The following is a 16,564-nucleotide window of genomic DNA, read 5'->3' as shown; positions in this document are numbered from 1 at the left end:
AACCAGCGAGGCCAGGGCGGTGATCTGTCGTCCCTCTTCTACTGCCGTTATCCGGCCCAGCAGACGTGGCTCGCCTTCCTCCAGCGAAAACACTTCGAGTTCACGCCCATCGGCCTGCCACAGTATTTTTTCACTCACGGCCATCGGCCCCGTTCTCATCTCGGCGAAAGTCTCCTCGGTATGGGGAACGAGTGCTGAAGGCGGTACAGGACGCAGCCAAGTACGCTGCAGATCTGCAGAACGCGGTATGTCCTGGGCGGTCACTGGTGACTCATTGACCCCTGGGGAGGCGAACAACGGCACCACTTCCACGGCGAGAAAGATGCCAATGGCCAATACCGCCCCGACCACTCCGATGCCACAGGCGCTGATCAGTAGCGTGGCCAAGCGGTCGCGTACCACACGCAACCTCCGGCGATGATGCATGGAAGAGGTGGAAAGATCGATCATGTCCGGAGGAGGCCGAAAAACATAGGTGTTGACCGCAGAGGCTATAGGGTCCCACCACAACTATGCGGCAGGCGTATGACAAAGAAATGACAGCGCGTCACGGAGGTGAGGTCAACGGTGCAAGCGCCAATCGCTGGCGACTGGCCGTGATCATCTCGTCAGGCAAGGGCACAAACCCCAATTCACGCACGATCTCTTGGCCAGCTGGCGACAATACCAGATCGAGAAAGGCCAACTCGGGTTGAGGTAGCTGTTCGCCGGGCGGCAGATTGACATACAGGAACAACGTTCGCGCGAGAGGGTAGGCACCGCTCAGTGTGGTCTCGATACTGGGGTACACTGCTCGTCCCAGGCTATCGTATAGTGCCACGGCACGTACCGACGGGGTCAGATATCCCATGCCTGCATAGCCGATTCCTCCCGGGCTTCGGGCCACCGCCGCCACTACCGCTGCCGACCCTGGATACTCGTTGACGTCTCGGCGAAAATCGCCGCCACATAGGGCTTCGCGCTTGAAGATACCATAGGTGCCTGACGCTGAATTGCGACTGTGCCTCACGATGGCCCCCACCCCAACCCCTAGTGTTTCCCAGCTTTCGATAGCAGCTTCAGCGCCACACAGCCGAGTGTCGGAAAAGATGGCATCGACCTGGGTCAGACTCAGCGCCTCGAGGGGATTGTGGCGGTGGACGAAGATCGCCAGTGCATCCAGGGCGACGGGAATCCGAGTCGGCGCATAGCCTTGACGATTGACGAAATTGCGGCGTTCGCTTTCGGACATGCGACGTGACATAGGTCCAAGCCGGGTAGTACCAGCAGCCAGTGCAGGAGGCGCCGTCGCCGAACCGCTGGCTTGTAGTTGCAAGTGCACGCCAGGATAACGAGCTTCCAACTGTTCGCCCCAACGTAACATCAGCCCGGCCAAAGTGTCGGAGCCAATAGAGCCGAGATTGCCGACGACTGGAAATGATGTCTCGGCCTTGAGGGGCGCCAGCGGCAAACATGCCAGCACTCCCCATACCAGCAAGCGCTGAGCAAGACTCCACTTCCCGGTCATGGTGGCTCCTCTAGGCGATGGGAAATAGGATGAGGTGGTGAAATGCCCCCTCTGGCGTTTAAGATGCTTATATCTGCGTCGACAGACCCGTCCGCACAACAATAACCTCTGAGCAAATGATGTCCATGACCGATCTCGATGATGTGCCTACTCCGCAGGGGGTATTGACCCTGAAGTTGCTGGCCTCGCGGCAAGATACCAATTTCTATGGCGATATCCCCGGTGGTTGGCTGATTGCCCACATGGATCAAGCCGCCGAACTGGCGGCTGGGCGCCAGGCACATGGCCGTACCGCTACCGTGGCCATTGAATCCATGGATTTTCTATGCCCGGTACGAGTCGGATCGGTGGTCAACATCTTTACCGCCGTGCGTGACATCGGCCGCAGTTCAGTCAAAATCGACGTCCAGGTCTGGATCCGCCCACCCAACGAACGCGACCCCGATGAGCTCTATAAGGTCACCGAGGCGCGATTCGTGATGGTGGCACTCGACGACAACGGCCGTATTCGTGCTGTTCCCGATGGCGATGCCTGATTGCCTAGCTGCTGGCCGCTTCACGCGTCTTCAGATAGGCAAACTCACCGACGTCGGTGAATGAGCTCACCAGTTGCTGGAACTCACGATAGGACTCGTAGATCTTGCGTGAATCCGGATCGTTTTCGACTTGGCGCTGCAGCACTTCCTGAGATGACTTGTAGAGCGCTTGCATCACATCTTCGGGGAAACTACGCAGTTGGACGTTGTGCTCGTCGACTAGGGTCTTGAGTGCCTGGGCGTTGCGATAGGTGAATTCATCGATCATGGCCAGGTTGGCGGAACGCGCAGCTTCCGTGACGACAGCCTTGAGATCGTCAGGCAGAGCGTTCCAGGCATCCAGGTTGACAGTCCCTTCCAGGATCGCGCTGGGCTCGTTCCATGCCGAGGTGTAATAATAGTCAGCCACTTGATGCAAGCCGAAGGCCAGGTCGTTGTAGGGGCCGACCCAGTCCGCGGCATCGAGTACCCCGGTCTGCATGGACGTGAAGATCTCCGACCCCGGCATATTCACTGTCGTCACCCCGATACCGTTCATGGCCTCACCAGCCAATCCCGGCAAGCGCAACTTCAGGCCCTGCATATCTTCCAGCGAGTTGATCTCCTTCTTGAACCAACCGGCCATCTGGGTTCCGGTGTTGCCCACGGGGAAAGGCTTGAGATTGTGCTTGGCGTAGAGTTCGTCCCACAGTTCCTGACCACCGCCGTTGTACAGCCAGGAATTGGTCTCGGTGGTGTTCATGCCGAAGGGCACGGCGGTGAAGAACTGCGCCGCAGCGACTTTGCCGCGCCAGTAATAGGCGGCGGAGTGGCCCACCTCAGCGGTGCCGGCCGCCACTGCATCGAAAACTTCCAACGCTGGCACCATCTCACCGGCACCGTGGACTCGCACCCGCATGCGGCCCCCAGAGAGCGTCTCGATGCGCTTGGCAAAGTCGTTGGCACCGGTACCCAGTGCAGGAAAGTTCTTGGGCCAGGAAGTGACCATGTTCCAGGTAATGGTCTCCTGGGCGCTGGCGGTAGAGACGAAAGGTGCTGCAATGGCTCCAGTTGCACCGGCTCCCATCGCGGTCAGAAATTGTCGGCGTTGCATGTGAGCGTGACTCCAGAATGCATTGTTGTGATTTCCTATCGGAGGCATCGCCCCCCGGAAAAGCGTCCGTCACGCAGTATGCTTAGCGGCATTTTGTTCGGCAAGTACCGACAGTTAACGCACTCCCCCGCCCACCTCACAACGGGGTCAAGTTGGCAAAGCCCAAGACCAGCCACTTATCGCCTTCGCCCTCGAAACTGACCTGCACTCGAGCTCGCTCGCCTTCACCCTCGGCATTGAGGATTATCCCCTCGCCGAACAGCGGATGGCTGACACGCTGTCCAAGTGATAATACGGGAAGGTCGTCACCGCCATCGACCGAGGTCTGCCGCGACAATCCCATCGTTGGGCGGGTGGCAGTCACCGGCCGCGAGATCTGACCACGCAGACGCACTTCCTCGAGCAACTCCTCGGGGAGTTCGCGCAAGAAGCGCGATGGTCGTTGGAATGTCTCCTTGCCATGCAGGCGGCGCAACTCGGCATAGGTAAGGTAAAGCTTGCGCATGGCGCGGGTTACACCCACATAGCAGAGTCTACGCTCTTCCTCGAGACGACCAGGCTCCTCGAGCGACATCTTGTGTGGGAACAGCCCTTCTTCCACCCCGGCAATGAATACGATAGGAAATTCCAGGCCCTTGGCCGAGTGTAGCGTCATCAGCTGTACGCCATCCTCGAACTCATCGGCCTCGTGATCGCCGGCATTCAAGGCCGCCTCGGCCAGAAACGGCTCCAATGCCGCCGCACCTTCGCCAACTTCAGGCGGATCCAAGGCATCGCCTAACGTGAATGCGCGCGCGGCATTGACCAGTTCCTCGAGGTTCTCGACCCGGGCCTGGCCTTTCTCACCCTTTTCACTGCGGTGGTGCTCCACCAGCCCCGACACCTCGTTCACATGTGCGATGATCTCATGCAATGTCATACTGGCCGTGTCATTGTCGAGACGTTCGATCAGATCGGCAAACGCCTGGACGGCATTACCTGCACGTCCCTTGAGGGTGGTATCGGCCAGACAGTCGTGCAGTGCCTGCCACAACGAAACATTGGTCTGGCGAGCCCGCTCGCGCAGTATCTCTACCGTCCGCGTGCCAATTCCCCGCGCCGGCACATTGATCACTCGCTCGAGCGAAGCGTCATCCTCGCGATTGAGCAACAGCCTTAGGTAGGCCAGGGCATTCTTGATTTCCAAGCGTTCGTAGAAACGCTGGCCACCGTAAATACGGTAAGGTACACCCTGACGGATCAAGGTTTCCTCGAGCACCCGCGACTGGGCATTGGAGCGGTAGAGAATGGCGATCTCACGTCGCGTGAAACCTTCGTCGACCTTCTCTTGAATCGTATCGACGATAAAGCGCGCTTCATCGAGGTCGTTGAAGCCGGCATACACCGAGATCGGCTCACCACGCTCGCCGTCGGTCCACAACTCCTTGCCCATCCGTCCTGCGTTGTGGGTGATCAGCGCATTGGCGGCATCCAGAATGGCGCTGGTCGAACGATAGTTCTGCTCCAGACGAACGGTATGGGTATCGGGGAGTTCCTGCTCGAAGCGGCGAATGTTCTCGACCCTGGCACCACGCCAGCCATAGATCGACTGGTCATCGTCGCCGACCACCGTCATTCCCGCCTGATCGCCGGCCAGTAGCTTCAACCAGGCATACTGCAAGGTATTGGTGTCCTGGAACTCATCGACCAACACATGGGTAAAGCGCTCGCGATAATGGGCCAACAATGCCGGTGTATCGCGTAACAATTCGAGACTCCTGAGCAGCAATTCACCGAAGTCGACCAAGCCGCCGCGCTCGCAGGTCAGTTGATAACGCTCGTAAAGCTCGACCATCTGCCCCATGTAGGCGTCACCATGGGCATCCACCTGGTGTGGCCTCAGTCCCTCTTCCTTGCAACCGGAGATGAAATACTGCACTTGGCGCGGTGGGAAGCGCTCGTCATCGATCCTGTGATCCTTGAGCAAGCGCTTGATCAGCCGTAGTTGGTCGTCGCTGTCGATAATCTGGAAGTGCTGCGGCAGACGCGCATCCTGCCAATGAGTGCGTAGCAGCCGATGGGCAATAGAGTGGAAGGTCCCCACCCACATATTACGCAGCGACAAACCGAGCAGGGCCTCCAAGCGGGTACGCATCTCGCGGGCGGCCTTGTTAGTGAAAGTCACGGCGAGAACGGCATAGGGCGACATGCCCTCGGCTTGCAACAACCAGGCAATACGATGCACCAATACCCGAGTCTTGCCGGAGCCGGCTCCGGCCAGCACCAGCATGTTGCCTTGGGGGGCACTCACAGCCTCGCGCTGGGCTGGATTGAGATGTTCGAGAATCGCCGTGACGTCGTCCATCGGGAAGGCATCGCTGCTTGGAAAATGGGCCAATAGCTTACCATATCCCCCCAGCTCGAAGCTCGAAGGTCGCATATGGCCATCAAAGCTAGGGCCAGGGGTTTTCTTCCAGCTTCCAGGCGCGAAGCGCCGCTCTTCCAGCTTAACGCTTACCGCTCATGACTCATTCTGGCTCGGGAAAGCGTAGCGGCGTCAGGCTCTTCTTTACCGCCTTCAATTGTTCGGCCAGCTTGGGACCACGTGTCTTGGCAACACCCACCGCTAGAACGTCAATCAACACCAAGTGAGCAATACGCGAGCTCATCGGGGTATAGATCTCGGTATCCTCGTGGACATCGATATACAGCGGCAAGGTGACTTCCTCAGCCAACGGCGAGCCACTGGGACACAACCCGACCACCGTGGCGCCGGTCTCGCGGGCCAGGCGAACGCTGGCCACCAGAGCCCGGGTACGCCCCGTCTGGGAGATTGCCACCACTACGTCACCTTCCTTCAGCGTTACCGCCGACATGTTCTGCATGTGCGGGTCGGCATAAGCCGAAGTGGAAATCTGCAAGCGAAAGAACTTGTGCTGGGCATCGAAAGCCACTGCGCCCGACGCTCCGAATCCGTAGAACTCGACCCGATTGGCCATGGCCAGGGCATTGATGGCCTTGCTCAAGGCATCGTTATCGAGCCGATCACGCACCGAGAGCAGAGTTCCCACGGTGGAATCGAAGATGCTATGGGAAAATTCGGCCACACTGTCGCTATCGTTCATGGAGAACTGCGCGAACTGGCTGCCAGTAGCCAACATCTGGGCGAGTTTGAGTTTGAAATCCTGGAAGCCATTGCAGCCCAGCGCCCGGCAGAAGCGAACTACGGTGGGCTCGCTGACCTTGGCCTCGGTGGCCAGATCGACGATCCGCATGTGGATAACTTCATCAGGATTGCGCAGCACAAAACGTGCCACCTTCTGCTCGGAGCGACGAAAGTGCTCCATGCGACCTCTCAATTCATCAAACAGGGCGCGGCTCACGATTCGCTCCTTAAACAGCACGTTTCTTGCTTGTTTGATTGCATAACCAGCACTTCGTCAATAACCAGCACGATATTCGGCCCACTTGCGGTCGCCGATGAATACAGTATGCCCCACTTGATGAGTCGATTGTCATGTCTTGGTGAGATAAGCGTTGTCACCCACGCCGTCATCATTTTGTCAAGTGAGGTATAGTAAGTAATGACATGTCGTGATAATCGCAGGAAGCCTGCACTCACCGTAAGCCAGGAGAGCCGATCATGCGTAATGTCGAACAGGTATCTTCGGTCAAGAATGAACTTCTCGACATCTTCATGAGCATGAAAGAAAGCGAGCACAAGCAGCGCAAGAGATCCGCGGCCGTGCGTTATCTGAGGGCCCGTCGAGGTATCGAACTGCACAACGAATTCAAGCGCCTGGAACGTGATATCGCCGACCTGGACGATGAACTGATGCAGTAGCAGGAGAAACGCCACTGAACGAATAGGGCGTAATCGACCCACGCGAGCCCCGGATCGCCAGGGCTCGCAGATGACGCTCGGCAGCTCTCGTTCTAGAGAAGGCCGCCGACAAAGACGAAGATCACGCCGATCGGTGCGATGTAGCGTGAAGTGGCATGCCATAGCGCATTGCCGGTGGCACCCAGTGACAGCTCCCGATGAACACTTTCGCGATCCAGGCACCAAGCGGCGAATACGATCGCGCCAAGACCGGTTAGCGGCAACAGGAACTTGCTGGTGAAGGTATCCAGCAGATCGAAGACGTTGAGTCCGAAGGCAACCGGCGCATCCCACACGTTGAACGACATCAGAGCTGCGATCCCCAAGGCCCAGACCGCCACGGCTGCGATCAATGTCGCGGGAACACGGGTCAGCGGCGTACGCTCCTCGACGAACTCCACCACCGGCTCCAGCAGCGAAATGGCCGACGTCAGTGCAGCGAAGGTCAGCAATACGAAGAACATCAATCCCAGGATCGTCCCTCCGGTCATGTTACCGAAGGCCAACGGCAAGGTGACGAAAATCAGGCCGGGGCCCTCGCCGGGGCTCAGCCCATTGGCGAAGACGATGGGAAAGATCGCCATACCCGCCAGGATAGCGACCAAGGTATCCAGGATGATCACGGTCCGCGCCGTACTGATCAGATCCACGTCCTCTCCCAGATAGGAGCCGTAGGCCATCATGATGCCCATGCCCAGCGACAGGGTGAAAAAGGCCTGGCCCATGGCCGCCAGCACCACACCGCCACTCAATGCACTCCAATCGGGGTTGAACATGAAGCTCATGGCTTCACCGAAATGCCCGGTGGTCATGCCATAGATCACCAGCACCACCATCAGTATGAATAGCGCGGGCATCATGGTACGAACAGCCCCTTCCAGACCTTTGGTCACCCCCCGTGCCACGATGAAGACGACCAGCAGCATGAAGGCCGTATGCCACAGCAGTAGCTTCCCAGGGCTAGCCAGCAGGCCGTTGAAAAGCCCGCCGATAGCATCGGCATCCTTGCCACTGAAGGCGCCGGTCACCGAGCCCAATGTATAAGACAGCGACCAACCACCGATCACACTGTAGAACGACAGAATCAGAAAGGCAGCCACAACGCCACTGATCCCGATCAGTGTCCAAGCCTGACTATGTCCACCCTTCCTGGCCAGTTCAGCCATGGTATTGATAGGATTTTTCTGCCCACGCCGGCCTATCAGCCATTCCGATACCAGGACCGGCAGGCCGACCAGCGCAACGCAGGCAAGGTAGACGAGTACGAAGGCAGCGCCACCGCTTTCGCCCACCATATAGGAAAACCGCCAGATATTTCCCAAGCCAACCGCAGAACCGGCGGCGGCGAGGATGAAAGTCATCTTCGATGACCATTGTGCATGGGATAGTTTCGACATGTTTCACCTGATTGTGCGTGTCGTCATCGATCGGTCGGAAGCGATGACGGCTTGTGCTTGTTGTCGCCACGCCCTCGACACCCCGGATCACAAGGTGCCTTCCAGGCATGACAGGATCCCAGCAGGATCGCTGCCAGCACTCCACCGCTGGGTATTTGGTCGATACCCTGGCGGGGAAGCGGGATACCGGTGCAATGGAAAGATGCATGGATATCGCACGTTTCCAGAAATATCGATGGGTAGCCGGTATCTGAGCGGTAAAACTATCCGATCATACGCTTGATGGCCAGAGGGAATGAGCAGTACTCAGAATAGCGAGGTCTGGGTGTCGCCCGCGAAGGAAGCAAGCGGAGGCAACGTGCAGTGTCGAGAAAGCTGCTTATAAAGACGACGCGCCAATTGGGGAGCTTGGCGGTTATCCGGTGTATGCACAAAGAGAAAAGGAGTTTTCCCCTGATTTATCCACAGGGCCAAACGTTCACACCAAGGTGCGAAATAAGCATCATTGATACTTTCATCCAAGTGGCCAATGAAACGTATCAGCGGTCGTTCTCCCGTGGAAATCACGTGTAATGGGCATTTCGGCTTTTCGCTCTGGGCCTTGACCAACCTGGGATCCGCTTCCGCGGATGTGGAGAACAAGGGGCGTACATCGAGCATCACGCGATCCACACCATGAGTTATCAACAACCGGTTCAGTGCAATCTCCGCCTTCCCCTTGTGGAAAAAATCACTATGACGTACCTCTACGGCACTGGGGATTTCCGCTGGCCAACGAGTTAACAGACGATCGAGCTGGGGCAATTCCTGTGCACTAAAATCACGCGGTAGTTGCACCATGATGGGACCAAGCCGGTCATGCAATGGCGCAAGACGCGAAAGGAAACTATCAAGCTCGGCATCGATTCCCGACAAACGCCGCTCATGGGTCAGCGTGGCGGGCAGTTTGAAGCAGAAACGGAAACCCGCCGGAGCCTGGCGAGCCCAGGAGGCAACCGTTTCAGCTTTGGGGGCGCCGCTGTAGAAAGTGGTATTGCCCTCGACGGCGGAAAACACTTTGGCATAATCGGCAAGCCAATCCTCCTGCCCACCGTGAGGAGCGAACAGACTACCCCGCCAATCGCTGTTGGCCCACATGGCCAGGCCAAGGTGAATCATGGCTGGCCTGGTGACGTTCACCCCTGACATGCAAGGACCCTGTTAAAGCTCTATCCCGCTTACAATCGTTCCAGCAGCCAGTCGGCAGGCTCGCCATTCACCGTGAGTTCATGCCCTTCCAACTGGAAGTGCGTACTATAGTGACCATCTCCTTCTTGAAGGATGATCCCCTGCTTGAGAAGCGCGTCAACGTCGGTGGAGACCATTTCCTTGGCGAGTGCCGTCAATTCCTTGTCGGAAGCCTGATACCCTATTTCGTTGTAATCATGGCGAAGATATTCGCGTGCCATCTTGTGGATAAGATCAGCGGAAACATCCGCGGAGAGCTCCACCTGACTATCCGACATCAGCAATGCCTGCTCACTGGCCCCGAACACCATGAGGGCGTCTACTGGAATACTGGCATCCAGTTCCAGATTGAGACCCGCTTCGCCCATACTGATTTGCACCGGTTTGGCACTCAATTGCAACCGATCACCGACCAGCGCCATGGCCGCTTCATTCATTCGCTCGAGGACGACAGGTGAAACCTCGGGATGCTCGAGCTGGAATTCATCCACGGCGCGATAGAACAACTGCCACAGGTCATCGTATGCACTGCGCCGTAACTGTCCCATTCTCAACTGGTAGTCATAAGCCACGGGCTCGTCCATATCCTTGAACCGAATATCTCGAGCGCTCATCCCCGCAACCAGTTCCAAGGCATCATCGGCTTCCGGCTCGAGACCCAGGCTGACCTTCATTGCATTGAGGGAAATGCTCGGCACTCCCTGCTCCTTGACAACAATGGCATCCAGCCCCAGGTCAGCACTTCCAAACCAGGCATGCTCGCCCTCTCGCGTCCCCTCGAATGCCAACGACACACCATCGGCTTGCAGACGACCATTGGGCCAAGCGGTATCAAGTTCGTCCATGCCGAGTTGCGATTCGAAGCGTTCGACTCGTCCGTCATCATCGAAGTAAACGCCAAGAAAAGTAGATTGACCCGTTATCCGCGAGGGGTGCAATGCATCGCGACTTTCGTTGAGAACGAGTGAATCATGGGACTCGAGGCGGAGTTCACGTAGTGTTCCGTCCGAGAAGCGTGCCACGACTTCCGACGTCGAGTCCTCGGTCGTACGCACACCAGTGGGATCTTCCATGAGCATCCGTTTCATCCGTCCGGTCGTATGGTACTCGCCAGTGCCCGGATCGTAGCTGAAGTCGCCACCTTCATAGTCCATGACATAGCGGGCATCCCAGCCCATATCACGCCATTCAGGAGCCGCCGTTACGGCAAGATGCATCGGCTCCCAGTGACCGCGCAGTACCTGGTCATAACCGATCGAAGCTCGATATCCCTGACCTGTCGTTTGCGCTTCGATTTCCACCAGACTCGCCAGCAACCCTCCGTCAAAACCGACGTGTCCTTCCACACGCGCCATTCCCCCATTGAAAGGACCGTGCTGTATACGATCGCTGACGCTTACGAGGAGTGCTTCATTCGGAAGTTGCCAGGCGGGAAAGAGCGACTTCACCAATGTTTCAAATTCGGAACTCAGGGCGAGGTCATAACTGGCCCGTGCGGAAAACCAATGGCGCTCATAGCGCGAACTCAGTACCTCAAGATAGGCCAAGTCGTCTAGTTGCTGCAGATACTCCGCATACTTGCGTTCGGTCTGCTTTCCCATCCAATACGGTATCGCCAAGACCGCCACGAACACCAACAACGACAAGGCAACCAAGATTCTTGGCCATCGGCCACGCAAACTCCCTTTCCCCACGTCCGTTTCCTCTTTTATTGGATCTTATTTTTCAAAGGCCGACCTCAATAACCACTCCCCGTATGAGATCGGCCTATTCAAGCAAATAATGCAAACGATCATTCCACCGTCACTGACTTGGCCAGATTGCGCGGCTGGTCGACATCGGTACCCTTGAGTACCGCCACATGATAGGACAGCAGCTGTAGCGGCAGAGTATAGAGAATCGGCGCCAGTGCCTCGTCGATATGCGGCAAACGCAGGATTCGCAGTCCTTCTGTCTGCTCGATCGCCACATCCTCATCGGCGAAGACGAACAGTTCTCCGCCACGAGCACGAACTTCCTGTAGGTTTGACTTGAGCTTGTCGAGCAGTTCGTCGTTGGGTGCAACCGAGATTACCGGCATTTCGCTGTCGACCAACGCCAGCGGACCATGCTTGAGTTCACCGGCGGGATAGGCTTCAGCATGGATATACGAAATCTCCTTGAGCTTCAACGCCCCTTCAAGAGCGATAGGAAAGTGCGCTCCACGCCCCAAGAACAATGCATGGTTCTTTTCAGCGAAAGCTGCCGATAGCACCTCGATTTCATTGTCCAATGCCAACACCTGATTGGCGATTGCTGGCAACTCGCGCAGTGCCGCGGCAATTTCAACCTGACGTTGCGCATCGCCACCATGTACCCGCGCCAGCGCCAGAGTCAGCAGCATCAAGGCAGTAAGCTGGGTGGTAAAGGCCTTGGTGGAGGCCACACCGATTTCCGGTCCCGCCTGAGTCATCAACGTAAGATCGGACTCGCGCACCAGAGAACTGCCCGGTACGTTGCAAATCGCCAAACTGCCCAGATAGTCGCGCTCTTGGGCAAAGCGCAAGGCCGCCAGGGTATCGGCGGTCTCTCCAGACTGCGATAGGGTCACGAACAGCGTGTCCTCAGGTACGACTACGCTTCGGTAGCGATACTCCGAGGCCACCTCGACTTGGGTAGGAATCCCGGCATAACGTTCCAGCCAGTATCGTGCCACCATCCCGGCATGATAACTGGTACCGCATGCCACGATATGGATCTGCTTGGCCCGTGAGAACAGCGATTCAGCGTTCGTACCGAAACTCTCGACCAGCACGCCACGCTCACCGAGACGCCCCTCGAGGGTCGCGGCAATCACCTGCGGTTGTTCGTGAATCTCCTTGAGCATGAAGTGACGGTACTCTCCCTTGGTGGTCAAACCGTCGCCATGCTCGAAGACTTGAACAGGACGTTTCACGGCTTCTCCGGAAGCGTCGAATATCTCGATCCGTCCGCCCGGAGAGAGCCGTACCACATCCCCTTCCTGGAGGTAGATGAAGCGGTCGGTGACCTGCAGTAGTGCCAGCGGATCCGAGGCCAGAAAGGCTTCCCCGATGCCAACCCCCACCACCAGAGGACTGCCCTTGCGTGCTCCGATTACCACACCCGGCTCGCCCTTGTGCATTACCCCTAACGCATAAGCACCGCCCAACCCCGACAGCGCACGCTGTACGGCTGTCAGCAGGTCCTGGCTACGCGTGAACTCGCGGGCCAGTAGATGCGCAATGACCTCGGTATCAGTTTCGGAGGTAAAGACGTAACCTTGCCCTTCCAACTCGGTCTTCAGTGTCTCGAAATTTTCGATGATGCCGTTATGGACCACGGCCAGACTGTCACCGGACTGGTGGGGGTGAGCGTTGCCTTCGGTAGGGCGTCCATGGGTGGCCCAACGAGTATGGGCAATTCCCACGTTGCCGTTCAATGGCGCCTCTTGCAGACAGGCCTCCAATGACGAAACCTTGCCTACCGCCCGTTGTCGGTTGAGACGGGTATCCTCGGAGAGAATCGCCATACCCGCCGAGTCATAACCGCGATATTCCAGGCGCTTGAGTCCTTCGAGCAAGATACCTTGCACATTACGCTCGGCCACCGCTCCCACGATCCCACACATGGCATTCTCTCCTTATTGATTCTTGTCTGACGCCTTGCGCGGTCTCGGCCAGTCAGCCTTGCTGATTTGGCGTCCACGAGCAACCGCCAGAGCACCATCGGCGATATCCTTGCTGATTGTCGAACCGGCCCCCACGGTGGCACCCCGCCCCACCGTCACCGGTGCCACCAACGCGGTGTTCGAGCCAATGAAGGCCTCATCGCCGATTTCCGTGCGGTGTTTGTTGACCCCATCATAGTTGCAGGTGATGGTGCCGGCGCCAACATTGACATTACGCCCCAGGCTAGCATCGCCGACATAGCTGAGATGATTGATCTTGCTACCTTCGCCGACCTCGACATTCTTGGTTTCAACGAAGTTGCCAACCTTGGCTCGCACTGCAAGCCGCGATCCCGGTCGTAGGCGGGCAAAGGGACCGATACGGTTCAATCCGGCCGCCACTGTCCCTTCGATCACACTATGCGCCTCGACGACGCTTTCTGCACCGATATGGCTGTCACGAATCACGCAATAGGGACCAATGCGCACGCCTTCGCCCAACTCGACCTCGCCTTCGAAAATACAGCCGACATCGATTTCGACGTCATGGCCACACGTCAAGCTACCCCGCACATCGAGACGCGAGGGATCGATCAGGGCCACCCCCTCATCCATCAAGTGTTCAGAGATCCGCTGCTGATAGGCGCGTTCGAGATTCGCCATCTGCGCCCGATTGTTGACGCCTTCCACCTCCAGCGGGTTTGATGGCTGTGCGGTGGCAATACTCACCCCCTCAGCCGCAGCAATGGCGATCACATCCGTCAGGTAGTATTCCCCTTGGGCATTGTCAGCTGAGAGCTGCGGCAGCCAGCGTTTGAGCTGGGCAGCGGTCATGGCCATGATCCCCGTGTTGCACTCGCGGATGGCACGTTCCCCTTCACTGGCATCCTTGTGTTCAATGATGGCCACCGCCTGACCGTCATCGTTTCTCAGAATGCGCCCGTAGCCCGTCGGGTCATCGAGAGTCACGGTGAGAAGCCCCATACGTCGCTCATCGACTTGAGACAGTAGTGCTTCCAGGGTGTCACGACGAATCAGGGGCACATCGCCATAGAGCACCAGGACCTTGTCATGTCCCAACGCATCCAATGTCTGTGCTACGGCATGCCCCGTGCCTCTCTGTTCCTCCTGCAAGGCAAAATGCACCGGACAATCGCCCAATGCCACACGCACCTGATCGCCACCATGCCCCACTACCACATGTAGCCGGTCGGCTCCTAGCTGTGATGCCGTATCAATCACATGACGCAACATCGGCTTGCCTGCCAGCCGATGTAACACCTTGGGCGTGTTCGAACGCATTCTCTTGCCCTGCCCTGCGGCAAGAATCACCACGTCGAGCGTCATCATGACTCCTTGTATCCGTTACCATTCATATTCATGTTGTCGTCGGGCAACGCGATATTCATTTCGGTCACCGTCTCTTCACCAAAGTAGTCGACGAAGGCCGGGCTGACTCGACTTGCCCAGCCATTGTCAGTGCGCTCCAGCGTCAGCACCTTGAGATCCTGTTCCCGAGCCAGAGCCATGGCCGACTCTGGCCCCAGCACCAGCAGCGCCGTAGCCCAGGCATCGGCCCAGGCATTGGATGGATGCAGTACCGAAACCGAGGCCAGCTTGTGACGAATCGGGTATCCATTACGTGGGTCGATAGTATGTGAATACCGCTTGCCATTTTCCTCGAAATAGTTGCGATAGTCTCCCGAGGTCGCCACCGAGATATCATGCAATGGCAACACGTGCTGGGCCACTCGCTGACTGCCATCGGGCACTTCGACACCAACACGCCAAGGGGTCTCATCACCATCACGATAGCCCTTGACGGCCAACTCGCCCCCTATGTTGACCAAATAATGTTCGATACCTTGAGTCTCCAGATATGACGCTACCCTGTCGGTACCGTGCCCCTTGGCAACCCCCGACAGATCCACGAACACATCACTGAGGCGCCGTGCCCGGCGGTTCTCGACATCGACCTCCAGCTTGTCGTGACCAATCTCGGCCAGGCGTGCCTGGAGTTCACTCTGCTCCGGTATCTCGCGTGGTCGTGCCTCAGGACCAAAACTCCACAGATTGACCAGTCCACCGATGGTGACATCGAAGGCGCCTCCACTCGCCTCTGCTACCGCCTCACTGACCGCCAGCACCTCGATCAGTTCCTCGGAGAGTATCTGCCACTCGCCGACCGGTGCTTCGTTGAAGGCCATCAACTCGGAATCGTCTCGGTAAGTGGACATGGCTGCATCAACCGCCTCAAGCTCACCGACGACATCAGCTTCGAGTTCTTCGACACGACTTCGAGTAAGGGGATCGGCAATAGTGACCTGATAGAAGGTCCCGAAGATTTCACCCTCCAGTTGCACCGGCGAATCGAGCTTGGGATCCGCATCGGAACACCCCACCAAAAGCGTGGCAAGCAAGCCAAACGCCGTGACGGCGAATATCTTCGTTTGCATGATACGTCTCTTCCCCTACCAGAAGAACCACAGTAACCACAGCCCGAAGACAATGCGATAGACCACGAAAGGCTGCATGCCGATACGTTTGATGAACACCAGGAAGTAGTGAATGCACAGATAGGCGCTGACGCCGGAAAGCAAAGTTCCAAACACCAGTGCCGACCAGTCGACGGGCCGGGGTTCGAGCAGTAGGTTACACACCTCGAGTCCACCGGCAAGTACGATTACCGGAATCGACATCAGAAAGGAAAAGCGCGCCGCCCCCTCGCGGTTCATCCCCAGTAATAGCGCCGCTGTAATGGTGATTCCGGAACGGGATGTACCAGGGATCAATGCCAATGCCTGAGCAAGACCAACCAACAGGGCATCCTTAAAGGTCAGTTGATATTCACTTCGGCTACCACGCCCACGCCAGTCGGCATAACCCAACAATAAGCCGAAGCCAATCAGGCCACTCGCCAGCAATAGCGGCGAACGCATGGCAACCTCGATGGTGTCGTGAAATGCCAATCCCGCCACCCCGACGGGAATGGTCGCCAGCAGCACCCACCATGCCAAACGACCATCTTCATCGGTCCCACGTCCCGCCACGGACCCTAACCAGCTTCTCGCCATACGCCACAGCTCACGACGAAAATAGAGCACGACCGCTGACAGACTGCCCACATGCAACGCCACATCGAAGGCCAGTCCTTGGTCAGACCAGGTGGTGAGCACAGGAACCAGAATCAGATGTGCGGAGCTGGAAATCGGCAGGAACTCGGTGATTCCCTGCACCAGAGAAAGAACGACTACCTGAAACCAATCCATTGGTGG

At 57.5% G+C, this 16,564-nt stretch carries 14 protein-coding genes; 3 read left to right on the top strand and 11 right to left on the bottom strand.

What is annotated here, in order from left to right:
- Positions 1 to 547: 547 nt before the first annotated feature.
- Complete coding sequence (locus tag L861_RS19355) at positions 548 to 1,507, bottom strand: PstS family phosphate ABC transporter substrate-binding protein (RefSeq protein ID WP_016418345.1); 960 nt, start codon at positions 1,505 to 1,507, stop codon at positions 548 to 550.
- 125 nt (positions 1,508 to 1,632) lie between these two features.
- On the opposite strand from L861_RS19355, the gene L861_RS19350 reads away from it, so the two are divergent.
- Positions 1,633 to 2,043 (top strand): acyl-CoA thioesterase, encoded by a 411-nt coding sequence (locus L861_RS19350; RefSeq protein WP_016418344.1) that lies wholly within the window; start codon positions 1,633 to 1,635, stop codon positions 2,041 to 2,043.
- Between the two features lie 4 nt (positions 2,044 to 2,047).
- Here L861_RS19350 and L861_RS19345 read toward each other — a convergent pair whose 3' ends face one another.
- From L861_RS19345 to hexR, 3 genes are all read right to left on the bottom strand, one after another.
- Entirely contained in the window at positions 2,048 to 3,136 is a 1,089-nt protein-coding gene (locus L861_RS19345) for a TRAP transporter substrate-binding protein (RefSeq protein WP_016418343.1), read from the bottom strand.
- A gap of 136 nt (positions 3,137 to 3,272) precedes the next feature.
- The gene (gene uvrD / locus L861_RS19340; RefSeq protein WP_027947593.1) at positions 3,273 to 5,480 is read right to left on the bottom strand and encodes a DNA helicase II; all 2,208 of its coding nucleotides are present in this window, start codon (positions 5,478 to 5,480) and stop codon (positions 3,273 to 3,275) included.
- 163 nt (positions 5,481 to 5,643) lie between these two features.
- Complete coding sequence (gene hexR / locus L861_RS19335) at positions 5,644 to 6,498, bottom strand: transcriptional regulator HexR (protein WP_016418341.1); 855 nt, start codon at positions 6,496 to 6,498, stop codon at positions 5,644 to 5,646.
- Positions 6,499 to 6,758: 260 nt separating this feature from the next.
- On the opposite strand from hexR, the gene L861_RS19330 reads away from it, so the two are divergent.
- Positions 6,759 to 6,959, top strand: coding sequence for a PA3496 family putative envelope integrity protein (locus tag L861_RS19330; protein WP_016418340.1), 201 nt, complete (start codon positions 6,759 to 6,761; stop codon positions 6,957 to 6,959).
- 92 nt (positions 6,960 to 7,051) lie between these two features.
- Here the strand turns inward: L861_RS19330 and L861_RS19325 are convergent, their stop codons facing one another.
- Complete coding sequence (locus tag L861_RS19325; RefSeq protein ID WP_027947592.1) at positions 7,052 to 8,395, bottom strand: sodium-dependent transporter; 1,344 nt, start codon at positions 8,393 to 8,395, stop codon at positions 7,052 to 7,054.
- Positions 8,396 to 8,502: 107 nt separating this feature from the next.
- On the opposite strand from L861_RS19325, the gene L861_RS24735 reads away from it, so the two are divergent.
- Complete coding sequence (locus L861_RS24735) at positions 8,503 to 8,649, top strand: hypothetical protein (RefSeq protein WP_154658842.1); 147 nt, start codon at positions 8,503 to 8,505, stop codon at positions 8,647 to 8,649.
- 52 nt (positions 8,650 to 8,701) lie between these two features.
- Here the strand turns inward: L861_RS24735 and L861_RS19320 are convergent, their stop codons facing one another.
- From L861_RS19320 to L861_RS19295, 6 genes are all read right to left on the bottom strand, one after another.
- Positions 8,702 to 9,583, bottom strand: a complete 882-nt coding sequence (locus L861_RS19320) for a DUF72 domain-containing protein (protein ID WP_035568877.1) — start codon at positions 9,581 to 9,583, stop codon at positions 8,702 to 8,704.
- A gap of 29 nt (positions 9,584 to 9,612) precedes the next feature.
- On the bottom strand, positions 9,613 to 11,316 hold the full coding sequence (locus tag L861_RS19315; protein WP_081645901.1) for a DUF945 family protein: 1,704 nt from the start codon (positions 11,314 to 11,316) through the stop codon (positions 9,613 to 9,615).
- A 98-nt stretch (positions 11,317 to 11,414) separates the two neighbouring features.
- The gene (gene glmS / locus L861_RS19310; RefSeq protein ID WP_016418336.1) at positions 11,415 to 13,250 is read right to left on the bottom strand and encodes a glutamine--fructose-6-phosphate transaminase (isomerizing); all 1,836 of its coding nucleotides are present in this window, start codon (positions 13,248 to 13,250) and stop codon (positions 11,415 to 11,417) included.
- A gap of 12 nt (positions 13,251 to 13,262) precedes the next feature.
- A complete protein-coding gene (gene glmU, locus L861_RS19305) occupies positions 13,263 to 14,639 on the bottom strand; it encodes a bifunctional UDP-N-acetylglucosamine diphosphorylase/glucosamine-1-phosphate N-acetyltransferase GlmU (RefSeq protein ID WP_027947590.1) in 1,377 nt (458 codons plus the stop codon).
- Positions 14,636 to 15,745: an FAD:protein FMN transferase gene (locus L861_RS19300; protein WP_016418334.1), complete on the bottom strand. Its 1,110-nt coding sequence runs from the start codon at positions 15,743 to 15,745 to the stop codon at positions 14,636 to 14,638. Before L861_RS19300 ends, glmU begins: the two co-directional genes overlap by 4 nt.
- Before the next feature lie 15 nt (positions 15,746 to 15,760).
- Complete coding sequence (locus L861_RS19295) at positions 15,761 to 16,558, bottom strand: undecaprenyl-diphosphate phosphatase (protein ID WP_016418333.1); 798 nt, start codon at positions 16,556 to 16,558, stop codon at positions 15,761 to 15,763.
- Between the last annotated feature and the right edge of the window lie 6 nt (positions 16,559 to 16,564).

It is taken from the genome of Litchfieldella anticariensis FP35 = DSM 16096 (assembly GCF_000409775.1).
GTDB classification, from domain to species: Bacteria; Pseudomonadota; Gammaproteobacteria; order Pseudomonadales; family Halomonadaceae; genus Litchfieldella; species Litchfieldella anticariensis.
The sequence above is the reverse complement of the archived record's forward strand: the minus strand, read 5'-3'. Positions and strand labels throughout refer to the sequence as shown.